Origin of the sequence: Ichthyenterobacterium magnum (assembly GCF_003610635.1) — a bacterium.
In the GTDB taxonomy this organism is placed as follows: domain Bacteria; phylum Bacteroidota; class Bacteroidia; order Flavobacteriales; family Flavobacteriaceae; genus Ichthyenterobacterium; species Ichthyenterobacterium magnum.
In genome coordinates this window covers 337411-361806 of record NZ_RAQJ01000002.1, presented here as the reverse complement: position 1 = coordinate 361806, position 24396 = coordinate 337411, and the positions used below count along the sequence as shown (strand labels likewise).

General features: G+C 29.2%; 21 protein-coding genes. 18 read left to right on the top strand and 3 right to left on the bottom strand.

Annotation, left to right across the window (positions count from 1 at the left end; genetic code table 11):
* Window positions 1-235: 235 nt before the first annotated feature.
* Window positions 236-688 carry a hypothetical protein gene (locus tag BXY80_RS07665; protein ID WP_120200849.1) on the bottom strand — a complete coding sequence of 151 codons (453 nt, stop codon included), beginning with the start codon at window positions 686-688 and terminating at the stop codon, window positions 236-238.
* A 369-nt stretch (window positions 689-1057) separates the two neighbouring features.
* Between BXY80_RS07665 and BXY80_RS07660 the strand changes: the two genes are divergently transcribed.
* The 18 genes from BXY80_RS07660 (at window position 1058) to BXY80_RS07575 (ending at window position 23040) form a co-directional block, all read left to right on the top strand.
* Entirely contained in the window at window positions 1058-1669 is a 612-nt protein-coding gene (locus BXY80_RS07660) for a peptidase associated/transthyretin-like domain-containing protein (RefSeq protein WP_120200677.1), read from the top strand.
* 218 nt (window positions 1670-1887) lie between these two features.
* The gene (locus BXY80_RS07655) at window positions 1888-3651 is read left to right on the top strand and encodes a helix-turn-helix transcriptional regulator (protein WP_120200676.1); all 1764 of its coding nucleotides are present in this window, start codon (window positions 1888-1890) and stop codon (window positions 3649-3651) included.
* A 236-nt stretch (window positions 3652-3887) separates the two neighbouring features.
* Complete coding sequence (locus tag BXY80_RS07650; protein WP_120200675.1) at window positions 3888-4403, top strand: hypothetical protein; 516 nt, start codon at window positions 3888-3890, stop codon at window positions 4401-4403.
* A gap of 352 nt (window positions 4404-4755) precedes the next feature.
* Entirely contained in the window at window positions 4756-6543 is a 1788-nt protein-coding gene (locus tag BXY80_RS07645; protein ID WP_120200674.1) for a tetratricopeptide repeat protein, read from the top strand.
* A 131-nt stretch (window positions 6544-6674) separates the two neighbouring features.
* Window positions 6675-7754 carry a serine hydrolase domain-containing protein gene (locus BXY80_RS07640; RefSeq protein WP_120200673.1) on the top strand — a complete coding sequence of 360 codons (1080 nt, stop codon included), beginning with the start codon at window positions 6675-6677 and terminating at the stop codon, window positions 7752-7754.
* 44 nt (window positions 7755-7798) lie between these two features.
* Window positions 7799-8386 (top strand): hypothetical protein, encoded by a 588-nt coding sequence (locus BXY80_RS07635; RefSeq protein ID WP_120200672.1) that lies wholly within the window; start codon window positions 7799-7801, stop codon window positions 8384-8386.
* A 9-nt stretch (window positions 8387-8395) separates the two neighbouring features.
* The gene (locus BXY80_RS07630) at window positions 8396-9268 is read left to right on the top strand and encodes an SDR family oxidoreductase (protein ID WP_120200671.1); all 873 of its coding nucleotides are present in this window, start codon (window positions 8396-8398) and stop codon (window positions 9266-9268) included.
* 4 nt (window positions 9269-9272) lie between these two features.
* Complete coding sequence (locus tag BXY80_RS07625; RefSeq protein WP_162843286.1) at window positions 9273-10382, top strand: serine hydrolase domain-containing protein; 1110 nt, start codon at window positions 9273-9275, stop codon at window positions 10380-10382.
* Between the two features lie 369 nt (window positions 10383-10751).
* On the top strand, window positions 10752-12212 hold the full coding sequence (locus tag BXY80_RS07620; protein ID WP_120200669.1) for a type III PLP-dependent enzyme domain-containing protein: 1461 nt from the start codon (window positions 10752-10754) through the stop codon (window positions 12210-12212).
* A gap of 3 nt (window positions 12213-12215) precedes the next feature.
* Complete coding sequence (gene speB, locus BXY80_RS07615) at window positions 12216-13154, top strand: agmatinase (protein ID WP_120200668.1); 939 nt, start codon at window positions 12216-12218, stop codon at window positions 13152-13154.
* A complete protein-coding gene (locus tag BXY80_RS07610) occupies window positions 13144-14118 on the top strand; it encodes a deoxyhypusine synthase family protein (protein WP_120200667.1) in 975 nt (324 codons plus the stop codon). Before speB ends, BXY80_RS07610 begins: the two co-directional genes overlap by 11 nt.
* A gap of 11 nt (window positions 14119-14129) precedes the next feature.
* The gene (locus BXY80_RS07605; protein ID WP_120200666.1) at window positions 14130-14423 is read left to right on the top strand and encodes a hypothetical protein; all 294 of its coding nucleotides are present in this window, start codon (window positions 14130-14132) and stop codon (window positions 14421-14423) included.
* Between the two features lie 41 nt (window positions 14424-14464).
* Entirely contained in the window at window positions 14465-14716 is a 252-nt protein-coding gene (locus tag BXY80_RS07600) for a hypothetical protein (RefSeq protein WP_120200665.1), read from the top strand.
* A gap of 1 nt (window position 14717) precedes the next feature.
* Entirely contained in the window at window positions 14718-15134 is a 417-nt protein-coding gene (locus BXY80_RS07595; protein WP_120200664.1) for a VOC family protein, read from the top strand.
* Window positions 15135-15752: 618 nt separating this feature from the next.
* Window positions 15753-18284, top strand: coding sequence for an HNH endonuclease (locus BXY80_RS07590; RefSeq protein WP_120200663.1), 2532 nt, complete (start codon window positions 15753-15755; stop codon window positions 18282-18284).
* Window positions 18285-19249: 965 nt separating this feature from the next.
* Complete coding sequence (locus BXY80_RS07585) at window positions 19250-21460, top strand: T9SS type A sorting domain-containing protein (protein WP_120200662.1); 2211 nt, start codon at window positions 19250-19252, stop codon at window positions 21458-21460.
* A gap of 47 nt (window positions 21461-21507) precedes the next feature.
* Window positions 21508-21789, top strand: a complete 282-nt coding sequence (locus tag BXY80_RS07580; protein WP_120200661.1) for a DUF3817 domain-containing protein — start codon at window positions 21508-21510, stop codon at window positions 21787-21789.
* Window positions 21790-21798: 9 nt separating this feature from the next.
* A complete protein-coding gene (locus BXY80_RS07575; RefSeq protein ID WP_120200660.1) occupies window positions 21799-23040 on the top strand; it encodes a mechanosensitive ion channel family protein in 1242 nt (413 codons plus the stop codon).
* On the opposite strand, the gene BXY80_RS07570 is transcribed toward BXY80_RS07575, so the two are convergent.
* The gene (locus tag BXY80_RS07570) at window positions 23032-23418 is read right to left on the bottom strand and encodes an acyl-CoA thioesterase (RefSeq protein ID WP_120200659.1); all 387 of its coding nucleotides are present in this window, start codon (window positions 23416-23418) and stop codon (window positions 23032-23034) included. The two genes, BXY80_RS07575 and BXY80_RS07570, sit on opposite strands and share 9 nt — an antisense overlap.
* A complete protein-coding gene (locus tag BXY80_RS07565; protein ID WP_120200658.1) occupies window positions 23419-24315 on the bottom strand; it encodes a DUF72 domain-containing protein in 897 nt (298 codons plus the stop codon).
* Window positions 24316-24396: the final 81 nt, after the last annotated feature.

Sequence of the window (24396 nt, the reverse complement as noted above, 5' to 3'; positions counted from 1 at the left end):
TTATTTGGGGCTAAAACATATATACCAAACATATGAACAATACTTATGAAACGCAAAAAATATCGATGAAATACACTTTTTTTAATATACAATATTACTTTTCCTACAAATATGTGAATTATTTAGACTTCAATCTTATAAAAGCTTTAAGTAACAACTAGTAAGCCATAAATTGTAAAAAATAAAAAAGCCTCAACACGTAGTTGAAGCTTTTCATTAAATTATTATAATAAAGTTAATTAGTTTTAAAGTCGTTATAAGTATGTAAAGATTTTAATGTTTCTTCATAAAACATAATAGCAGCTATTAAATCTCGAGTATCAGAATATGGCAATATCTTTTTTTGAAACTCAATAGTACTATCAAAATAATCTACAGATGCTTCACGATTTGCTTCTAGAGCTTTAATATTTTCTTTAGTTTCAGGTATGCCTAAAGATCCCATGGTAACTCCAGGTTTTGTAGCAAATGCAATATTTGGTAATATATTTACAATAACTTGAATACGCTCTGTATACAAGGTAAGTAAATCTCCTTTAGACATCTTGTTTAATTGTTCATAACTATGATATTTAGCTATACTTGTTTTACCAGTAATCATACTTATAGGAGCTTTCTTTTTTTGAGCAAAGCTAACGCTCGCTAACATAAAAAATATTGCTATAAATAAGGTAGTATTTTTTTTCATTTTATATGTTTTTAGTTTATCAGGGTCAAACAAAACTATACAATTTATTAAAATATCCAACTTAATTTCTACTTTTTTTTACAGTATGAAATGCAAATTTATTGGTTAAACTGCATTTTTAGTGGATTAAACGCATATTTATTCGACAAAATACTAACTGGCTTTTTGAGTAGATAAGTGCTATTATAAGAAGATAGTTTCACATTCTTTTGCCTACTTATAGAGTTCTATATAAGTGCAGACGTATTAATTTCATCGATATATTTTACCAAAAAAAACAATTCATCGTAAAATTTGTGCATTCATATGATATTTAGTGATTTGTAAATAAAATCATGCAATTTTGAGTAACCCAAAACGCTTAACCGTATGAAAAATTTAATGTACATATTTTGTTTTATCTGTTTTTTGAGTTTCAATTATTCAATTAAAGCTCAAGACAACTCGTTAGATAATTACTTAGAAAGACATCCTTTGTATGATTACAATGAGCATACATTAAATAATACAGATACAATTCCTGATTTTAAATCTAAAAAAAGTAAACTTAAAGTTTCTGGTACTATTTATGAAAGTGATGGTACTACACCAGCTAAAAATGTAATATTATTTATAGAACAAGCAGATGAAAATGGTGATTTTGATTTAAAAAAGCATAATAACAAGCGCTATGTAAAGCATAGAGGTTGGGTAAAGACTAACGCAGATGGGCAATATACTTTTTATACTTTTCTGCCAGGAAATGATAGACGTTATAATCAATTACAACAATTGTTTCCTGTTATTAAAGAACCTTTAAAAGCAGAATACGAAATTGAATCGTTTCTTTTTGATGAAGATCCTATGTTAACAAAACTATGTCGTAAAAAAATCACTAAAAAAGGCGATGCTTCTAGAATACTTAAACTCAAAAAAGAAAATGGATTGTATGTCGCTCAAAAAGATATTGTGTTAAATTATCATACTAAAACTACTAAGTAGCATAGTACTTTCATTTTTTGCAAACAAAAAAGTAGCATTTGTGTATACTGTTTCTATAAAAAATTATTAAAATACTTAGTTATAATTTCAACTGTAACCAATTGCAAAGACAATAAATAATGCTGAACTCTTATTTATCACAAATGGCTTACAATTAACGTAACCATTAAATTTCTCGTATATTTGGGTAAACACCTCTTAATTAACCCATATACATAATGAATTTAAAGTCATTACGAATTGTTCTAATTATTGCAACTCTAATGTCTTCATTCTTTTGTTATTCACAAATACAACTCTCAAGTGAAGAGGCTCTAAATAAGTTTATTGAATTAAATAAAACTATAGAGGCCACATTTCCTCAAAACGAAATGAGAACCTTTAGAAGAGAATCATTTTCAGAATCTCAACTTAAAATGTACTTAACTCAGCATTTTAAACGGTTAGACCTTATTCCACATATAAAAGATAACCACGTATTAAAGTTGGATACCTACTTACATTCGGCAAATTGGTTCAGACTTATTGGTATGCCAAAAGAATCTATAAACTCATATAAAATATTTTTTGAGTATTATGATACTAACGAACAAAACTTAACAAACGCCGAAAAAAAAGCTTATTTAAAAATGAGAACTTTTGGTTATGATATGCTAGCCGATAATTATGCTAAAGTGTCATATTTAGACAGTGCCGCTATTCAGCATAAATTTAATATTAAATTCGCAAAACAACATAATGAAATTTCATATCCTTCTTCAATAAATAATTATGGACTTTTTTTTTATTGGACAAAGAAAGATTTAGAAACCGCTTTAGTACACTTTCATAAAGCCTATGATATTATTGTAAAAAGTAAGTTTTCAAAACATTATCTTTTAGGTAGTATTAGAGATAATATTGCAGATATATATGTTGAACAGCATAAGATAAGTGAAGCCAATATGTTGTATCACAAGAATTTTGAATTTTACAAGCATACTATAAACGTAGATTTAAAATCTTTAGATATTGCACGTTTAACAAGTGCTGCTTCACAATATATATCAACAACGCTAGCGTTAAATCATGTTAATAAAGCAAATAAAATACTTATAGAACTAGATACTATTATTAATGACCCAATACATAAAAACAACTTGCAATCTAGCTCTATATTAGAAGTTTTAAAGGTAAAAGAAGCACTCTATTTTAAGCAAAAAAAATTTAAGCACGCCTATCAAATCGCTAGTGAAGTTAAATTTTTGGAAGACAGTTTAAATTCTTTAACAGCAACCACAGAACAAAAATGGCTAACGGTTGTAAACAGCATTGTACTGGATCAAGTAAAGCAAAACTTTTTAATGGAGACCAATCTAAAAGAAAATAAGATTAAGAGACAAAGGTCTAATCTATGGATAACAACTTTAATTTCATCTACTTTTATTATTCTCTTATTATCAATTATAATGCGCAGACGTCAATATCTAACTATTGCAAAAAACAAGCAGCAATTGGCCGAACAATGGCTTGAATTTACAGCTCTTAAAAATGAAAAACTTAATATTGAAATTGAATCAAAAAAAAGAGACCTATCAGACTTTGCCATAAACTTATCACAAAATCAAGAATGGGCTAAAGCACTAGCAAATAAATTAGAACAGTTAAAAACTACAAATGGTAGAAATCGTAAAAAATTATTAGATGATTTTGAGCAAGAAATACAAAACAAAATAAAGTTTGACCACGATACTGAAAATTTTTATGATCGACTTGAAAAACTAGGTGATTTATTTTATAGTACATTACATACCAATTACCCAAATCTTACAAAAACCGAAATTAGGTTATGCTCTTTAATTCGGTTAAAAATTGATAGTCATGCCATTGCAAATCTTCAAAATATAACATTAGCATCCTTAAATACAAGTCGATATCGGCTAAGAAAAAAACTTAACCTTTCAGAAGGGGACAATTTAGACGAATTTATTCAGTTTTTATAAGCATGCATAATAATCACAATATCAGTAATTTACATTAAATTTTATTCTTTTAGTCTATTAAATATCTATATAATGTCTATTGTTTGTCTATTTAAAAAATGATACAAACATTCCATTTTGCAATACTTTTATTACAGTAGAAAAATTCATATAGTTTTCAACATAAGGTACTAAACTTTTTTGTTAACTATAAAAGTATTAATCGCAAATGTATAATTTTTAAATTCACAATAATCATGAAAACATTAGTATTAGGGTTCTTATTTTTAGGGTTAACCAGCCTTACTTTTTCACAAAACGATATCGCTTATACCAACGTAAGCTCAGAAATCAAGTTTGAAGCATCTAAAAAAGAAACTATCAATGTAAGTTTCATTAAAAGCTTTGAAACTGTAGACCTCTCTAAGCGCATAATATCGTTTCAAAAAGTAGCTGCAAATTATGATATTAAAACAGACCCTGTTTACATGTCTAATAAACCTACAACGTATGCTGTGGTTTTTAAAGAAGCTAATAACAAAATTGAAAATCTTTATAATCATAGTGGAGAGATACTGAGTAGCAATCAAATATTTTCAGATATAAGATTGCCTTATGCCATAAGTTCAAAAATAACTATAGAACATCCAGGATGGTCAATATATAATGTAAAATGCACCATTGCTTACATACAAGATGAAGCAGTAAACATTGCTTATAAAGTTAAACTTAAAAATGGAAACCAGAGTAAAGTTTTAAAAATTAAAGGATAGTTTTTAAATTGATTTAGTTTAAAATAGTTAGCACAAAAACATGCTAACTATTTTTGCTTAGTATAGACTTTCTTTTATAAACAGATTATAATGATTTTTTCCAATGACATCTATATTATACCATTTTACTTTTAAAAAAAAATGAAAATCTAAATTGCTATATTTTCTTTTCTTATCATCTAATCAAATTTGTAAAAAAAATAGACTCCTTAAAAAGAAAGCCTTGTAAGTAAACACTCTTTTCCAAAAGTATAATAGTAGCGAAGTATAGTATCTGATGAATGGGTAAATGTAGCAATTTCACTTTCATTTTTTTTATTTTTATATTTTTGCTTGTATAAAAATTATAACTTTGATAAACCAAAAATCTATAGCGGTATTACCATTTATTAATATGAGCAATCATGTTGATAATGACTATTTTTGCGACGGTGTTACCGAAGAAATAATAAATGCACTAACTAAGATAGAAGGATTAAAAGTTACTGCAAGAACATCTTCTTTTGCCTTTAAAAACAAAGCTATTGATGTTCGCCATATAGGAAATGAATTGGGAGTAGCTACGGTTCTTGAAGGCAGTATAAGAATTTTCAATAAGAGAATTCGTATTACTGCTCAACTAATACGAACAACAGATGGTTTTCATATTTGGTCTCAAAATTTTGATAGAAATTTAGAAGATGTTTTTGAACTTCAAGATGAAATAAGTCTCATCATTGCAGAAAAAATACGTGAAAATTTTGGACATCTAGATATTTCAGAACATATATCTATTATTGGAACAAAAAATATTAATGCCTATAAATTATATTTAAAAGGGCGCTCGTTTCAGCTTAATTGGGATTTAGACGATTATATTACTGCTATAGATTATTATAAGCAAAGTATAGCTGTAGATGATACGTTTTATGACGCTTATTTTGCTTTGAGTAGATCGTATGGTATTTTGTCAAGTTGGGGTTGTATAGATAAGGTAGAAGGCGAGCAGCAAGCGATGTATTATTTAGAAGAAGGTTTAAAAATTAATCCAACTTCTTACTTAGGTTATTTTTCTAAGTCGTCTATTATTTTTTGGAACTATTGGAATTATGCTAATGGAATCTCAAACTTAAAAAATGCACTAAATAAAAATCCAAGTTATGCGATAGCTTACGAAGGGATTTCAGAAATATATATGGCAACTGGAGAGTTAGACAAGGCTATGCTTAATATTAATCTTGCATTAGATATTAGTCCGTTATCTCCAAACCACCATTTTACTAAAGGAAATATTTACTTTTTAAATAAAGACTACAAAAATGCTATTACATATTTAGATGAATGTTTAAAAATAGACCCAAACTTTACGTTAGCAATTGAAACCAAATTAGCTTGTTTTATGCTTTTGAATGATAAATTGAATTTCAAAAATTATATCGCTTCAATGCCACAACTTATAAATCCAAAAATTTGTAATTTTTTGTTTAACTTAATTAATAACAAGCATCGCTATTTTGAAAGTGAATTAAATGATTTAGAAATAGATATTGATACGAGTTTTAAAAGCATATATCCTTGGCATTTTTATTTGTTAATCCACTCCGGAAATACTGAAAAAGCACTTGATGTTTTTGAAGAAAAGATAAAACTAAAAAACGGGCAACTCATAAATTTTAGATTAGACCCATTTTTAGAACCTTTAAGAACACATAAAAAATATCAATTGTTAGAAAAAGAATTATTTTCTAATTATCAAATAGCCAAACTTGAAGATATAAATAGCAGCACTAAGTCAATAGCAAAACCAATACATAACGATAAAATTAGGGATTATATTAAAATTTTAAAAAGCACAATACAAGACAAAAAGCTTTATAAAAATTCAAACTTTTCATTAAAGGATTTAAGTAAAGCCATTAACTTACATCCCAATAAATTGTCGTGGTTGCTAAATGAGCATTTAAACCAAAACTTTAATGAATTTATCAATCAATACCGTTTAGAATATTTTAAAGATGAAGTTCTAAAACCATCAAACTCCCATATTACATTACTAGGCATTGCTTACGAAAGCGGTTTCAACTCTAAAACTGTTTTTAATACCTTCTTCAAAAAAGAAACTGGAATAACACCCAGACAATGGGTAAAATCTCAAAATTAGTTTTACTTCCTTATTAAATAAAGTTCCAAATTTCATTTAAAAAGTTCTAAATCATAATGTCGAACGATGCGTGTGTTGTTAGTCAGCATATTTGCATCATCATTTATTAATAATCAAAAAAAACGACAATTATGACAACACTATCAAAACAAGTAATATTCTTAACACTTTTACTAATAAGCTTACTTACATCGTGCTCAAATGATGATGATGCTAATCTACAAGCAATCAACCACACAACTGTTGAAAATTTACTAAGTAACATTGATTTTCAAGGTTATGCAATTGTAACTAAAAACGGAAATGATTTAGTACGACAAGGTTTTGGTTTAGCAAATAAAAGTACAGAAATGCCTCAAGACTATAACCTTGCCTACCGCATTGGTTCGGTTACTAAAACATTAACGGCAGCGGCTATTGTACAATTAAAACGCGATGGTTTGATTAGTAGTTTTAATCAAACTTTAAATGAATTTGATGCCGATTTTCCAAATGGTAATCAAATTACTATTGCCCATTTACTATCGCATCAATCTGGTATTCCAGAGTATCAATTAGTAGTTGAACAAGCTTTCGAAGAAGGTTTAACTTTAGATGAAGATGATATATATGAAGTTATTACAGAATTGGTTTCGGAAAACGGACTCAGTTTTACACCAGGTTCTAACAAGCAATATTGCAACTCAAACTATCTTATTTCAGCTTTGTTAGTTCAGCAATTATCTGGAATGACTTACCATGAGTACATTCAGCAGAAAATATTTAACCCATTAGGAATGAACAATTCTTATAAAGGTACTGATGAAATTAATGCAAACACTCATGCTCAAGGTTATTTAAACGAGAGCACTAATAGTACTTATCCTATCGCTATTCCGTTTGGTGCAGGAGATTTTAGTAGTACACCAGCCGATATGGAGGTTTGGACAAATGCTATAAAAACGAACTGGTTTACCGAATCTGAAAAAGCTGAAATATTTGCTAATAATGTACCTAGTGGATTTGTTGATTTTGGTTTGGGTTGGTTTACCAGTCAAGAAGGAGAAACAACCATGTATTGGCATGGTGGTGATATTAATGGCTATTGGAGTATGATTGGTTTTATACCAGAATACGAAGCAACAATTGTGCTATTAAGTAATCAGCAAGACAATACAGGCTTGCAACGTAATACCATTATTCAACACTTATTAACGACAGAGTTTAAATAAAAGAGAACCATCAATAAAAATTAAACAGTAAAATCGATAAAAAAATGAAATCAATTATAAAACAATTTGCACTGGTTGCAATAATGTTAGTATCTACAATAATAGCAGCACAAAATAATAAAAATGAAATCTCAAACCAACGTGAAGGCTTTATGTTTGAATTTGGTATTGGTGGCGGTATAATAAGTGTTGAAGATAGTAAAGGCATACAAACCTTTGATAAATCGCAAGGCGCCATTAGTTTTCCTGAAATAAAATTGGGTTATATGCTTAATGAAAACTTAGCCGTTACAGTAGCTATGCCAGGAATGATTTATGAATTTCAAGATAACGACAGGCACTTTGGTGGCTTTATTCCATCAGTGCAATATTGGGTAAAAGATAAATGGTGGATTCATGGCGGAATTGGATTAGCCATTGATGGACCAGCATTATACGATATTAAAGATGCCAACGACGATTGGAATTTTGGATGTGCAGTAATGACAAGTACAGGTTACGAAGTTTGCAAAAAGAAAAATTTCGCACTCAATGTACAATCCAAATTAGTTTTAGGTCGTGCTTTTTTAAAGGGAGACGCACATCGTGACGCTGTTTTGTTTAGCATTGGCTTAGGTTTTAATTGGCTATAATATTTTAAAATGAAAAGCATTAATAACCAAAACGTTTTACTTGCTGGAGCAACAGGTTATTTGGGTAGTTACATCGCAAAAGAGTTAGTAAAAGAGCAAATTGTAACAAAACTTATTGCAAGGTCATCTCAAAAACTAAAAGCATTAGAAAGTAAAACGGTTAAAATTATAAAAGCCGAAGTAACCAAACCCAATACATTAAAAGGTGTTTGTGAAGGCGTTACTACTGTAATCTCTACCATTGGTATTACACGACAAAAAGATGGATTAACCTATATGGATGTCGATTATCAAGCCAATTTAAATTTGTTAAATGAAGCAAAACGAGCTGGCGTAAAAAAGTTTATCTACATTTCTGCAATTAATGGAAATAAATATAGACACCTTAAAATTTTTGAAGCCAAAGAAAAATTTGTAGATGCCTTAAAAAGCTCAGGATTAGACTATACAATTGTTCGTCCCAATGGTTTTTTTTCAGATATGAAAGATTTTTTAGATATGGCAAAACGTGGAAAAATTTATCTTTTTGGTAATGGCGAACAAAAGTTTAATCCAATTCATGGTGAAGATTTGGCTATAGTTTGCATGCAAGCCATTAAATCTGCCAGTAACGAAATTATAGTTGGCGGTCCAGATATTTTAACCTTAAATGAAATAGGAGAGATGGCCTTAGATGCACATCAAAAACCCGTGAAGATTATTCATTTACCAGATTGGATAAGAAGGTTTATAATTTGGGCATTACGTACGTTTACATCATCTAAAACCTATGGGCCAATTGAGTTTTTTTTAACTTTAATGGCAAAAGATAATATAGCACCAAGATTTGGAACACATCGCTTACATAATTTTTTTAAAGATGCAGTGGCAATTAAAAGTTAGCAATATGAAAACGCAATTGTATATTTTGTTCTTTTTATCAAATCTAATATTCGGGCAAACCGATTCGATTAGTAAAATAATTAGCAATAAAATTAATCATCAATCAGAAAACCCTGTGCATAGTATTTTGCTGTACATAGAAAATGAAAACAATAACTTTATATATAATGAAGGTTTTGGACTAACAGATAAAAATAAAGCGAGTGTTACAAAACATAGTGCCTTTAAAATAGCAAGTAGTACAAAGCTTTTTGTTGCAACGCTTATACTTCAACTTCAAGAAGAAGGCAAACTTAATGTAAATGATAAGGTGTCTTCTTATTTAAAGGAAATAGAATATTTAGATTTTGAAAACCTTCATATAATAGATGACATAAAATATGCAAAGGATATCACCATCGAGCAACTGTTATCGCATCGTTCTGGACTTGCAGATATATTTACAGATAGGGAAGAGGCATTTTTTGAGATGTTGATGCAAAACCCCAATAAGCAATATACTCCTAAATCACTTATCGAATTATATTACCAGCTTAACTTAAATCGCGAACCTCATTTTAAACCTAATGAAGGTTGGTATTATTCCGATATAAATTATCTTTTATTAGGATTAATTATCGAGCAAATAGATAAAACTAAACTAGCTCAATCCATAAGAAACCGGATAATAGAACCTTTGAAAATGGAAAATACTTTTTTTGAGTTTTATGAAGAGCCAAAGAAAGAATTTAATCAAATAAGCCAATATTTAGGTCAAATTAATTTTTCAAATTTTAATACATCATTCGATTGGTCTGGTGGCGGATTAGTATCTACAAATTCAGACTTAGCAATTTTTATAAAGGCATTATTTAATTATAAGCTTATCAATCAAGAATCATTAACTAAAATGGTAAATGTAAAGTTTACTAAAGAACACGAAAGTCGTTATGGATTAGGAGTTTATGAATTTATAGTTAATGAAGATGTGTATTATGGGCATTTTGGCTTTTATAACACGTTTGTTGGTTATTGCCCAAAAACAAAAACTGCGATTTCTTATAGTATAAGTCAAGCCACTCCAGATTTTAATTCTTATAAATTCATCAGTCAATTGTTACGTTTTGTAGAATAGTGCAATGTTGAAGATTAAATATGTATATAATGAAAATGTTTAAAAAAAAATAAAAAATAGTAAAATATAAAATTTTTGTATTTAATTTGCTTTACTAAAGCTTTTATCATAGGAGCTTTTAGCTGAACAAATTGAAACATGTTTATAAGTTCGGTCTTTTGAAAATTAGGAAGTCATATTCAAAAGAAGCTTACGGAGTAAGTAACCGAAATTTAAAGCTAACTTCCGTTATAAAAAACATATCTACGCAGTATAAATTGTGTTTTGTCCCCAAAATGCAATTTCAAATTATGATTTGATTTTAGTTATTAATTCTTTTTTAGGAAAGCTACATGCTTTTGTATTTTAATAACTTTTATCACATTTATAATGAACACAAAATATATTGATTTAGTCAATCAAACTTTTGATTTTCCCCAAGAAGAATTTCTTCTTGACAAAGATCACTTACGCTTTCATGATATAGACCTAAATAAATTGGTTGAAACTTATGGTGCACCTTTAAAATTCACATACTTACCTAAAATATCCGATAATATAAATAAATCAAAGGTATGGTTTGAGAACGCCATTAAAAAGCATAGTTATAATGGGAACTATAACTATTGCTATTGTACAAAAAGCTCACATTTTAAGCATGTTTTAAATGAAGCTTTGAAGAATGATATACATATTGAAACCTCTTCGGCTTTTGATATTGATATTGTTGAGACTTTAAAAGAAGAAGGAAAAATAAATAATAATACGTTTGTTATCAGTAATGGATTTAAGCGTGCTCAATACATCACAAATATTGCGAGGCTAATTAATAACGGTCATCAAAATTGTATTCCAATTATTGACAATTATGAAGAGATTGATTTGCTTTCAAATGAAATACATGACAACTATAATATAGGCATTCGTATAGCTTCAGAAGAAGAACCCAAATTTGAATTTTATACGTCGAGATTAGGCATAGGTTATAAAAACATAGTCCCATTCTATAACAAGCAAATTAAAGCCAACCCAAAAGTAAAGCTTAAAATGCTTCACTTCTTCATTAATACTGGTATTAGAGATAATGCATACTATTGGAACGAGCTTTTAAAATGTCTTAAAGTTTATACAAGTTTAAAAAAGATATGTCCTACCCTTGATAGTTTAAATATTGGAGGAGGATTTCCTATTAAAAACTCATTAGCCTTTGATTTTGATTATGAATATATCATAGATGAAATCATTAATCAAATTAAATTGACCTGTGAAGAGGAGGACGTAGATGTACCAAATATTTTCACAGAGTTTGGAAGTTTCACGGTTGGCGAGAGTGGTGGAGCAATCTATGAAGTGCTTTATCAAAAGCAACAAAACGATAGGGAAAAATGGAATATGATAAACTCTTCATTTATAACTACACTTCCAGATACTTGGGCGATTAATAAACGCTTTATTATGTTGCCCATAAATCGTTGGAATGATACTTATGAGCGTGTTTTACTTGGAGGATTAACTTGTGATAGTGATGATTATTATAACAGCGAACAACACATGAACGCTATTTATTTGCCAAAATACCATAAAGATAAACCATTATACATAGGGTTTTTCAACATTGGAGCTTATCAAGAATCTATTGGTGGTTATGGAGGTTTACAGCATTGTTTAATTCCTGCGCCTAAGCATATTTTAATTGATAAAGATACCCACGGAAATATTTCAACACAATTATTTAGAGAACAACAAAAAAGTGAAGAATTGCTTGAAATTTTAGGCTATGATAAAAAGCCTGAAAAACATACAATTCAAAAATTTAATACAAATGCTGAATTACAATTAGCAGATAAATAAAAAATGAAAACTAAAACTTACGCAGGAATACCAGAAGAATTTGCAAAATTAGAACAGGCAAAGATTGTATTAATCCCTGTTCCTTATGATGGAACAAGTACATGGCAAAAGGGAGCAGATAAAGGACCAAAAGCCTTTTTAGAGGCTTCTGAGAATATGGAGCTTTATGATATTGAAACCGATTCGGAAGTTTATAAACAAGGCGTTTACTTAACAGATGCGGTTACTGAAAACACCTCTCCAGAAAGTATGGTGGAAGCAGTACATGAAGTCACAAAAAAATACATTAAGAAAAATAAGTTTGTAACTATTTTTGGGGGAGAACATTCTATATCGATTGGTACTATTAGAGCATTTAATGAGATGTTTCCAAGCTTAACAGTATTACATATTGATGCCCATGCCGATTTACGAAAAAGTTATGATGGTAGTACTTGCAATCATGCTTGTGCCGTTTATGAAGCCAGTCAGAATACCAATTTAATTCAAGTAGGCATTCGTTCTATGGACATAAAAGAGAAATCTATTATGAATTTAGACAAAATTTATTTTGCTCACGATATGGCAATAGATGATTCTTGGATGGATTCTGCTATTGACCAGATGACAGAAAATGTGTTTATAACATTTGATTTAGATGCTTTTGACCCTTCAATTCTACCAAGTACAGGAACACCAGAACCAGGTGGTTTATTATGGTATGAAACCTTAGATTTTTTAAAGCAAGTTTTTACAGAAAAAAATGTTGTCGGTTTTGATATTGTTGAATTATGTCCTAATGAAATTGATAAATCTTCAGATTTTCTTGCAGCAAAACTGTATTACAAAATGTTAAGTTATAAGTTTCAAAATGAAACTGTTGAAGACGATTATGACAATACTTATAATGATAAACCACTAACTAATAACCTATCAAAATTTAAAGAAGAAGATGACTACTAAAGGCGCAATTACCAACTTTATAGAAGAATACTTTCTACATTTTAATGCTGCTACAGTTGTTGATGCTGCAAAAGCCTATGAAACACAATTAAATCAAGGCTCAAAAATGTTAGTGTCTTTGGCAGGAGCAATGAGTACAGCAGAAATAGGAAAGATTTTTGCCGAAATGATACGACAGGATAAAGTCCACATTATTTCATGCACAGGAGCAAATTTAGAAGAGGATATTATGAACTTGGTGGCACATTCTCATTATAAACGAATTCCTAATTATCGTGATTTAACTCCGCAACAAGAATGGGATTTATTAGAACAAGGGCTTAATCGTGTTACAGATACTTGCATTCCTGAAGAAGAAGCATTTAGAAGATTACAACAGCATATTTATAAAATATGGAAAGATGCAAATGATAAGGGAGAACGTTATCTACCACATGAGTATATGTATAAAATGCTATTGTCTGGAGTATTAGAAGAATACTATGAAATAGACTTAAAAGATTCATGGATGTATGCAGCAGCAGAAAAGAATCTACCTATAATTTGCCCTGGATGGGAAGATAGTACTATGGGAAATATTTTTGCAAGCTATGTCTTAAAAGGAGAACTTAAAGCCAATATTATGAAATCTGGAATTGAGTATATGACCTTTCTTGCCGATTGGTATACTGATAATTCTACAAATGGAATAGGATTTTTTCAAATCGGCGGAGGTATAGCTGGTGATTTTCCAATATGTGTTGTACCAATGCTATATCAAGATATGGAGCGAACAGATACACCCTTTTGGAGTTATTTCTGCCAAATAAGTGATTCTACAACCAGCTATGGGTCGTACTCTGGAGCTGTTCCTAACGAAAAAATAACATGGGGAAAATTAGATATTAATACACCAAAATTTATAATAGAGAGTGATGCTACGATTGTTGCTCCATTAATCTTTGCTTATTTGTTAGGCATGTAATAAAAAATAAAATGATACGTAAAATTGTAGATTATCAAAAGTTGAATGAGGCTATTTTAAATCTTCTAGTAGAGAAATTTCCTGACGGATATGCTGATAGAGATATAGTTGCATTCAGAAATGCACAAAATGAATTTATTGAAGCTGTTGAAGTGAAAACAGAGGATACCGTTTATCTTGTGAAAGTTGGAAAGCGATTGGTTCAAGCTATGGAAGATTTTGAGGATGGTGAAGATGATTTTAATAATAATAATGATAGCGATAATGGTAACTTGGATACTATAGTCGAGGAAGATTTAGAATAATTTCATGAAAATTAAAAGCCATAAATATAAACTAAGTAGTTATGAAACCAAGATACGAAACAGCAATTTTTAAATCTCATAAAAACGGGTTTTACACGTTTACTTTAGATAATGGTGTAGATATGGATTTTGAAGAAATACATCCTCAAATATTAATGAAGTTTGATTTAAAACATGATAAAAATTTGATAAACAAAGTATTTCATTTAGCCTATTCAGATGACATTGTTGATGATGAAGATGATTTCATTATTTTTAGAATAGAATATTTAGAACTAATTAACGCAAATTAATATGGACAATTTATTTCACCTTTCATTACCATGCACGGATGTTGAAGACACCAAAAAATTTTATGTAGAAACAGTTGGAGCTATTTTAGGAAGACATTCTAATAACTGGGCAGATATTAATTTATTCGGTCATCAAATTACTTTTACACAAGCAGGTAAGTTTAATTTTAATAATCCTAATTATGTATTCGAGGGAAAAATTCTTCCTTCTTTTCATTTTGGAATTATATTGAGTGTAGATGAATGGGGAGCTATGTATTCTAAACTTAATAAACTTAATTTAGAATTAGTAACACAAGCAACGTTTTTGAAAAACAAATCTGGAGAACATTTGTCGTTTTTTGTTAAAGACCCAAATGGTTATATGTTGGAGTTTAAAAGTTTTAAGAAACCAATAGAGGTTTTTAAGAATAGCTAAACGCCAAGATTTTTAGATTTTTAAAACGTAGCAAAAGTTAAGCTTTTATAATGCGCTGGCAAGCGATGGAAGTTATTCGCTGATTTTTATTGTTTTAATATGGAGTTCATGAATGCTTCGCATTTGTGTGTAAAATAAATTGCAATAGTAATTTGATTTTATCAAAGCAATAAGCGTTGGTAGCGGATATTTTACATAACGGCTAATTATAGATACAAATGTTTTATAAACGCTGCGAAGCAAACCGCTTATTAGATTAATGACCCAAGTTCCAATTATTCTAATGAAAACGAATGCTTCTGGGATATTTTACATAATATCATTATAGCTACATAGTAACACACATCAAATCTATAACTAAATGTTGTTTTAATATTGAATCATCCACTGGATAATCCAATATTAAAAGTGTACTATAATGTTCAGCATTATGTTACTTTGCTTTGGTAAAAGCAATAGTTACGTTTGCTGATTTTTCTTTTAAAAGTTTTCTTCTCCAAAGCTTCTTTTACAAAATTAATGGAACACTTTTTATGCGACGACGTAGGAGGGAAGCATAATGTGTGTGGAATGATTTATTATACCTACAATTTCATATATTAGATACCTAATATAATTATGGGATTTCCACCAAAAATAAAAGTTCAAGCGTTAGTTGCATCAGCACGCCATTGCTGTGTTTGTCATAAAACTGCAAGAAGAAATATAGAGGTTCATCACATTATACCTTATTATATTTCAAATGATAATAGTTTTGAAAATGCAATCCCTTTGTGTTTTGATTGTCACAGTGAAGCAGGACACTACAATAACAAAGAACCTAAAGGAAATAAATACTCGTTAGAAGAATTAAGAAAGCATAGAGATAATTGGTATAAAATTGTAGCTGAAGGAAAAGTTAAATATTTTGATATTGAAGAATATAATAAAAGGTATTTACCTGTTTTCCAAAGTATAGATAAAGTTACTAATAAGAGTTTTTCAGAATTATTTTCTAACAATTTAGTCGCCTTTACTCAAGCAGAGCAAGACGAAATTGAAAGGATATTTCGCAGACTTATACTCAATAATTCGGCATTAATAAAAGGCGAACCTGCTATAGGTAAAACAGTTTATGCACTTAAAATTGCACAAAAATTCAAAGAAAGTAATTATTCTGTACTTTATCATAGCTTTAAATATCATAAGTTTAGTGCAAATGAAATAGTTGAATCGCTCAATAATATGCGTGATGAGAATATACTATTCATCATAGATGATTGTCATTTAGACATTGAAAACGCTTCAAAAATCAAATATTATTTTGTAAACAACAATTCTCCCTCATGCTTTTTGTTTTTATCCAGAAATATTTCAAGCCATTTAGATTTCTCTAACACATTTAATTCAAATTTTTTTGATGAATTCGAGAATTTATCTCTTGATTTAGGGGTTATTAAGATGTCCAAAAAAATTGAAAACATAATTAAGAAGTATAAAAAATATTATATATCCAAAAATTCAAGACAATATTATGTTGGTAATAGTTCCAAGATAATTAGACATGTTGGTGATAATTTAATTGCCTTAAAAGCGTATTTAAAATTATGGGAAAATGAGGAAACTTTAAGTAAAATTGGTAAGGAAAGAATGCTGCAAGAATTCTATCAAAGACAATACCTTAAACTCAATAAAGAAACAATTAATTGTCTAAATATTTATCTGTCTTTATACTCTTTTGAAATTCCATTTGAAACAATCCCTAAATATGAAAATGAGACATTGAAATTAGAAAAAGATGGTATTATTTTCAGGTATAATAATACTCTATACTTTGAACATTCAAAAACAGCTAATTTATATTTAGAATCATATTATAAATATTCTACTGAAAGAGTTGATAAAAAGTTCGACAATTTAGAAACCTTCATTGATTCAAACTTGAAACAATATTTAAAACTTTTTGAAAACGTTGAATATCCTGATAATACGCATCATTTAATAACTCATTTCTTATCTAAAGGGAAAATATATTCTGACTTATTAAATAAAGAAATTGAAAATATTTTGCTTAAATATTATTCTAAATGTGATGTAAATGAAACTCTTGTTTTTATTAATCGTGTTTCCATTTATGCACCAGAATTATTTAATTTTTATTTTAAAAAACTCATTCTTGAAAGTAAGAATTCTAAAAAAATCTTAAATAATGAAATGTTTTCATTTTATTATGCCAGTTATAGAAGAAATCTAAAACCGACTGGAAATGACTATATAAAAGAACTTTTTCATTATAATGAAATTTGCAATTTTTTTAATAATGCTAATTTAACCGGCTTTAGACAAGGAATTGCATTTCTGTTTAATCTTGGTGAGCAAAATTTAGCTCTAAAATTACTACAAGATTCTGATAACAATTCAATTTTATCCAAGATTTACAGGTCCAATATTTCTGAAATTAGTCATTTTTTCAACTCTTTACATAAAATAAATCAAATAAGAGGATTTGAATTAATGAATGAGCTTATTAAATCAGATACATTTTATGAAGAATTAAAAAGTATGAGTACTAATAGTGTAAATTTATTTGAACTATTTGGAGCAATTAATAGATATAGCTTTGATATATTAAAATTATTCTCAAAAAAATATCAAATAAACTATGAAAAAATATCTGAAGGAATTAACTATTTAAATATTAGATTTTTCCTTAACAATTTTCAATTATATGTTGAATTATATCCTATATCTACTTTTAAAATTCTTTTATTAATTGAAGATGAAGCCTATATTAATTTATCAAAAAAGATAGTAAAATATGATAATAAATCATATAAACATATAACCATTCTTTTTATTGGTTCACATTATAAAAACATTGATGAAGCAAGAGAAGTATTATTAGATGATATGATAGAAAATATGGAGAAAGTAAGGAGTTCTTTTGATTTTAATCAATATGCAAAAATTTTATACATAATGTCAAATTATTATGACATGACAGGGTTTGTTAATGAAGTAGATAAACAAAGACAGAGTGTTTTAAAACAAAAAATCGGTAATTTAAAAGATTTGAGCAAAGTAAATGAATCAATTATGCTTTTGGATAAAATACTTCCTGGACAAAAAAAAGTATTCAATAAATGGTTAAATAAGAATAGAAAACATTAATGGTTTCTTTATTTAAAAACGACCTCATAAAACTTTGGTTAAAACAATAGGTGAATGGAGCGACCATATTTTAGGGGTTTAGTTACTATTTTTCATGGTATTTCTATGTTTTAAGGCATTTTCTTTAGTAATCTTGGTTAGTTACAATGTTTCCTAAAATATAGCGTAACGAACCGTTAATTGTTTCCAAAGTTTTATGCAGTCTTGATTTTTTTGTTTCTTTTTTTATCAAGAAAAAAAGATAAGTAAGACCTTAAGAAATCCTACAGTTTCAATTTCTATTTTACATAATATTAGGATTTACAATTAAAAGAATATTCTAATGGAAGCAAGGATAAAGCAAGTGTACAGAAATTTTTAAGCAAGGAATTGAGCAAGGGAAAATTTTGTACTGTTGCGTAATGTTAACTTGAAGTTTCTGAAAACTTTTTACAATGAGAATTTCAATTGCAAACGAATTATAAATACAATGCTAACAGCTTTTGCTTTTTTTGGCGTTGGCAAGCGATGGATAATTGTGTGTAAAATAAATTGTGATAACAATTTGATTTTATAAAACAATCGAGCGCTTGGTAGCGGCTATTTTACATAACGGCTAATTATAGATACAAATGTTTTATAAACGCTGCGAAGCAAACCGCTTATTAGATTAATGACCCAAGTTCCAATTATTCTAATGAAAACGAATGCTTCTGGGATATTTTACATAATATCATTATAGCTACATAGTAACACACATCAAATCTATAACTAAATGTTGTTTTAATATTGAATCATCCACTGGATAATCCAATATTAAAAGTGTACTATAATTTATATTATGTAAAATAGAGTTTTGTGTTATAATACTCTAAGCATCTAAATTTAGCCTTAACCAATAAATTAATCATTTAAGCGATTAATTAAACATTTACAAAAAACTTTATTATTTTTGAAATAATAAACAATTAACCTACTGATTACCAATGAAAAAAATTACATTTCTTTTTGTACTATTAATCACTTTTTCATTCAATACTAATGGGCAACATTCTGTTGCTCGTGAATGGAATGATGTTTTACTAGATGCTATTCGTTCAGATTATGCAAGACCAACAGTTCATGCAAGAAATCTATTTCATACATCTGTACTTATGTATGACGCTTGGGCAATATTTGATACTCAAGCTACAACTGTTTTTTTAGGAAAAAACTTTAATGGATATACTTGCAATTTTTCTGGTATTACTATTCCTGTTAGTGCTCAAGATAAAGATGATGCAAGACATGAAATTATTAGTTATGCTATGTATCGATTGCTTAATTATAGATTTTCAAATTCTCCAGGAGGTTTAAGTGTGCTTCAAAGTTTTGAAGACCAACTAACTAGTTATGGTTATGACAAGAACTTCACTTCTATCGATTATAGCTCAGGATCTTATGCTGCTTTAGGTAATTATTTAGCTAGTGAAATGATTGTTTTTGGTAATCAAGATAAATCAAATGACCAAAACGATTATGCAAATATTTATTATACACCATCAAATACACCACTAATTTTAGAATTGTACCAAGATAATGGTTCTATAGATCCTAATGTATGGCAACCATTGGCTTTTGATACGTTTGTAGACCAAAGTGGAAATGTTTTTCCGTCTGATACTCCAGCTTTTTTAAGCCCAGAATGGGGTGAAGTTTCTCCTTTTTGTTTAAAAAATGAAGATTTACAGGTTTTAAATAATGGCTTTGATTGTTATGTATATAATAATCCAGGACCGCCGGTTTATATTCAAAACTCAAATAATGAAGATGGTATTGACGATCCCTATAAATGGCATTTTGCTTTAGTAATAGCTTGGTCTTCACACTTAGACCCTAACAATGCTAATGATATTATGATAGATATTTCACCTGGTGCAATTGGAAATTTTGATATTAATAATTTTCCAGAAACGTTTGAAGAGTATAAAACTTTTTATGATTTTGCTGCTGGTGGTGATGCAAGTACAGGTCATAATATCAATCCTTCAACTGGTTTAGCTTATACACCTCAAATGGTTAAACGTTCAGATTATGCTAGAGTTCTCGCAGAGTTTTGGGCAGATGGCCCTGATTCTGAAACACCGCCAGGACACTGGTTTACTATTATGAATTATGTTAGTGACCATCCTGATGTTGTAAAAAAAATGGGTGGACAAGGCCCATTATTAGATGATTTACAATGGGATGTGAAATCTTATTTAACTTTAGGTGGTGCCATGCATGATTCTGCAATTAATACTTGGGGAATAAAAGGTTATTACGATTTTATTCGTCCAATTTCTGCCATTCGTTATATGGCAAGTAAAGGGCAAAGTACCGATAATACAACACCTGAAGGAATAGCAAGCTATGATCCACATGGTTTACCTCTTATTCCTGGTTTAATTGAAATTATTGAACCTGGTGACCCATTAGCAGAAAACGCACCAGAAAATATTGGAAAAATAAAAACTTACGCATGGAAAGGACCTGATTTTATTACCGATCCAGATACAGATATTGCTGGTGTAGATTGGATTTTAGGCACACATTGGTGGCCATATCAAAGAGGTACTTTTGTAACGCCTCCTTTTGCAGGTTATGTATCTGGCCATTCTACTTTTTCTAGAGCAGCTTCAGAAGTACTAACGATGCTTACTGGTGACCCTTTTTTTCCTGGTGGAATGGGAACTTTCGATGTTGTACAAAATGATTTTTTAGTTTTTGAAGAAGGTCCAAGCACCAATTTAACTTTACAATGGGCAACTTATCGTGATGCTTCAGATCAAACAAGTTTATCAAGAATTTGGGGCGGAATTCATCCTCCAATTGATGATATTAGAGGACGAATTATTGGCGAGAAAATTGGCATAGAATCTTTTAATTTAGCTTTAGAATATTTTGATGATACACTATCTACAAACCCTTCAGTTTTAGAAAACCAAATTAGCCTCTTCCCTATTCCTTTTAATAATGAACTTCAAATAGCTAATCCTAAAAATGAAGTATTACAATTAAAATTATTTAGTTTAGAAGGCAAACAAGTTTACAATACTTTAATAGATAATAGTGCAACAACACTAAACTTAGCAACACTTCAATCTGGGTTGTATTTTGCAAAAATTTTAAATGCTGCAAATGAGGTTGTTCTCGTTAAAAAAGTTATAAAAAATTAGACCAATCATAATGCGTATGGTATTTTTGCATTTAAATAAAATACCATATGCTTTCTTTATTAAACAGTTTTAGAGTTATTGCCTTTTTAGAAGGTGTATCATACATACTTTTACTCTTTATTGCTTCACCTATAAAATGGTTTCTTGGCGACCCACAATATGTAAAAATGCTGGGCATGCCACATGGTTTACTATTTATAGCTTATATAGTTTTAGCTGTTATTATAGGTTCAAGATTACAATGGAAAGGTAAAACATTGCGCAATGTGCTTTTAGCTTCTATTATTCCTTTTGGTACTTTTTATGTCGACAAAAAATATTTGAAGTAACTTGCGTCTATGAATAAGATTCATCACTTACTATACGATTATTTAATTTCAGTCGGCATAACAGATAGTTCAGCAAAATATATGAATATGATTGCTCTATTATTAGCGCTGTTAATAATAGTATTTGTAATAGATTTCTTAATTAGAAAACTTTTAGTAAACGCTTTTAATGGTTTTGCATACCGTTCAAAATCAAACTTTGATAACATCTTAGTTAAAAATAAAGTCCCTAGAAATATAGCACACATAATTCCTTTATTAATAGCTATAGAATTTATTCCGATAGTGTTTTATGATTTTCAGTATATCGAAAATATTATCGAAAAAGGACTTAAGGTTTTTGGAATCATCCTAACCCTTTGGATAGCAAGAAGCGTTCTAAATTCTATTAAAGATTATTTAAAAACATTACCACGGTTTAAAGACAAACCTATAGATAGCTACATACAGGTATTTATGATATTTGCTTGGGTTATTGGGTTGTTTTCTGCCTTTGCAATTATTAGTGGTATTTCGTTTTGGAAGTTTGTAACTACATTAGGAGCTGCATCTGCTGTTATTATTTTAGTGTTTAGAGATACTATTTTAGGGTTTGTTGCAAGTATACAAGTTTCTATAAACGATATGGTTCGTATTGGAGATTGGATAACCTTCGAAAAATATGGCGCAGATGGTGATGTTACCGAAATTAATTTGGCTACTGTAAAAGTTCAAAATTTTGACAAGACAATAACTACTATTCCTACTTATGCTTTAATTTCTGATTCTTTTAAAAATTGGAGAGGTATGACTGCTTCTGGTGGTAGGCGTATTAAACGCTCTATTATTTTAAAAGCTACTAGTGTTCATTATTTATCTGAAGAACATGTTGAGAAGCTAAAAAATATTGAGCTTATTTCTAACTATTTAACTGATAGACAAAAAGACATTAACACGTATAATCAATCAAAAAATATTGATAAAACTTTATTAATTAATGGAAGAAACTTAACCAACCTTGGTGTGTTTAGAAAATACATTCAGTCATATATCGAAATTCATTCTGCAATCAATAAAGAAATGACAATAATGACACGCCAATTGGCACCAACATCTCAGGGTATTCCTTTAGAGATTTATGCTTTTAGTAGTGATAAACGTTGGGAAAACTATGAGTATATCATGTCTGATATATTTGATCATATGCTTGCAGCTGTTCCGTATTTTGACTTAGAACTGTTTGAGTTGTCTTCTGGCAATAGTTTAGCTTAATCTATCTTTTACAAATTCAACTTTTGTTTTACCATGTGGTGATGGTTTACCATTTTTACCAAGATTTACCATAATAATATTATCTACAGTTAGAATCGTTTCTCGTGTCATCTTATTACGTGCTTCACACTTCATGGTTATAGATGATCTTCCAAATTTAACAACCTCCATTCCTATTTCTACAATATCACCTTGTTTAGCTGAACTCATAAAATTAATTTCAGAAATGTATTTGGTTACAATTTTCGAGTTTTCGAGCTGAATAATAGTATATAAAGCAGCTTCTTCATCTATCCATGCTAATAATTGTCCTCCAAACAAAGTTCCGTTAGGATTTAAATCTTCGGGTTTTACCCATTTACGTGTATGAAATCTCATTTATAATAATATTTGTTGTGCATTACTATCGGCTTCATTAGGTACTTTTAAATGGCACCCTAAAGTTTTATTTAATTGTTTTATAAAATAGGCTGAAAGTAATGGTGATTCTTTTTCTATATTTTGGTGAATAAAGAAATCAATTTCTTTAATTCCTTGGTCTTGCCATTCTTTGAGTCTCAAAACCCAATCGTCTAAACGTGTATAATCACTCTCATGATTTGCACCTACATAGCGTACAAAAGCCTTGGGATTTGTTAATCGCATATGCATTAAGTCACGACGTCCGGCGGTATCTACAATTACATTAGAGATGTTATTTTTTTCTAACAAATCAAATAATTGATTTGCTACTGCTTCATCATTATACCAATTTGTATGTCTAAACTCAATAGCTAAATCAACTTCCTTTGGCCAATTTTCAGCAAAAGCCACTACTCTATCAAAATCTTTTGGTGCAAAATTTGAATGCATTTGCAAAAAGATAGTCCCAAGCTTTTCTTTTAAATTTGATGCGTTATACAAATAGTTTTCTACAACAGCTTGCACTTCGTTTAAGCGTTTCCAATGACTAATCTCTTGATTTAGTTTCGGAAAAAATTTAAATCCACTTGGTGTTTTATCATACCAAGTTGCAAATTGTTCAGCAGGAAATATTCTATAAAACGTTGCATTTAACTCTATAGAATTAAATTGAGACGAATAATAGCTGAGCTCATCTTTTGTTCCTCTAGGATAAAATCCTTTTAAGTCTGCCTTATTCCATTTGGCACAACCAACATAAATTTCTGGAACATTATCATCTTTTACAGCATCTAAAACTCGAGCTGTATCAATATGGTCTTTTGGTAAAGTAAAGTCTATGTCTTGCGGATTATCTACACTTCCAAATTTCATGTGCTACATTTTTATCAAAGATACTTTTTTAAGCTTTCATAATTATAGTAATCATATAATAAAGCCAAATAGTTCTATTTG

What these genes read in the sequence shown, in the direction of transcription:
- BXY80_RS07665 (WP_120200849.1), bottom strand. Translation starts at nt 688, where the DNA reads ATGAAAAAAAATACTACCTTATTTATAGCAATATTTTTTATGTTAGCG.
- BXY80_RS07565 (WP_120200658.1), bottom strand. Translation starts at nt 24,315, where the DNA reads ATGAAATTTGGAAGTGTAGATAATCCGCAAGACATAGACTTTACTTTA.
- BXY80_RS07585 (WP_120200662.1), top strand. Translation starts at nt 19,250, where the DNA reads ATGAAAAAAATTACATTTCTTTTTGTACTATTAATCACTTTTTCATTC.
- BXY80_RS07635 (WP_120200672.1), top strand. Translation starts at nt 7,799, where the DNA reads ATGAAATCAATTATAAAACAATTTGCACTGGTTGCAATAATGTTAGTA.
- BXY80_RS07620 (WP_120200669.1), top strand. Translation starts at nt 10,752, where the DNA reads ATGAACACAAAATATATTGATTTAGTCAATCAAACTTTTGATTTTCCC.
- BXY80_RS07655 (WP_120200676.1), top strand. Translation starts at nt 1,888, where the DNA reads ATGAATTTAAAGTCATTACGAATTGTTCTAATTATTGCAACTCTAATG.
- BXY80_RS07605 (WP_120200666.1), top strand. Translation starts at nt 14,130, where the DNA reads ATGATACGTAAAATTGTAGATTATCAAAAGTTGAATGAGGCTATTTTA.
- speB (WP_120200668.1), top strand. Translation starts at nt 12,216, where the DNA reads ATGAAAACTAAAACTTACGCAGGAATACCAGAAGAATTTGCAAAATTA.
- BXY80_RS07610 (WP_120200667.1), top strand. Translation starts at nt 13,144, where the DNA reads ATGACTACTAAAGGCGCAATTACCAACTTTATAGAAGAATACTTTCTA.
- BXY80_RS07595 (WP_120200664.1), top strand. Translation starts at nt 14,718, where the DNA reads ATGGACAATTTATTTCACCTTTCATTACCATGCACGGATGTTGAAGAC.
- BXY80_RS07640 (WP_120200673.1), top strand. Translation starts at nt 6,675, where the DNA reads ATGACAACACTATCAAAACAAGTAATATTCTTAACACTTTTACTAATA.
- BXY80_RS07660 (WP_120200677.1), top strand. Translation starts at nt 1,058, where the DNA reads ATGAAAAATTTAATGTACATATTTTGTTTTATCTGTTTTTTGAGTTTC.
- BXY80_RS07575 (WP_120200660.1), top strand. Translation starts at nt 21,799, where the DNA reads ATGAATAAGATTCATCACTTACTATACGATTATTTAATTTCAGTCGGC.
- BXY80_RS07580 (WP_120200661.1), top strand. Translation starts at nt 21,508, where the DNA reads ATGCTTTCTTTATTAAACAGTTTTAGAGTTATTGCCTTTTTAGAAGGT.
- BXY80_RS07625 (WP_162843286.1), top strand. Translation starts at nt 9,273, where the DNA reads ATGAAAACGCAATTGTATATTTTGTTCTTTTTATCAAATCTAATATTC.
- BXY80_RS07600 (WP_120200665.1), top strand. Translation starts at nt 14,465, where the DNA reads ATGAAACCAAGATACGAAACAGCAATTTTTAAATCTCATAAAAACGGG.
- BXY80_RS07630 (WP_120200671.1), top strand. Translation starts at nt 8,396, where the DNA reads ATGAAAAGCATTAATAACCAAAACGTTTTACTTGCTGGAGCAACAGGT.
- BXY80_RS07650 (WP_120200675.1), top strand. Translation starts at nt 3,888, where the DNA reads ATGAAAACATTAGTATTAGGGTTCTTATTTTTAGGGTTAACCAGCCTT.
- BXY80_RS07590 (WP_120200663.1), top strand. Translation starts at nt 15,753, where the DNA reads ATGGGATTTCCACCAAAAATAAAAGTTCAAGCGTTAGTTGCATCAGCA.
- BXY80_RS07570 (WP_120200659.1), bottom strand. Translation starts at nt 23,418, where the DNA reads ATGAGATTTCATACACGTAAATGGGTAAAACCCGAAGATTTAAATCCT.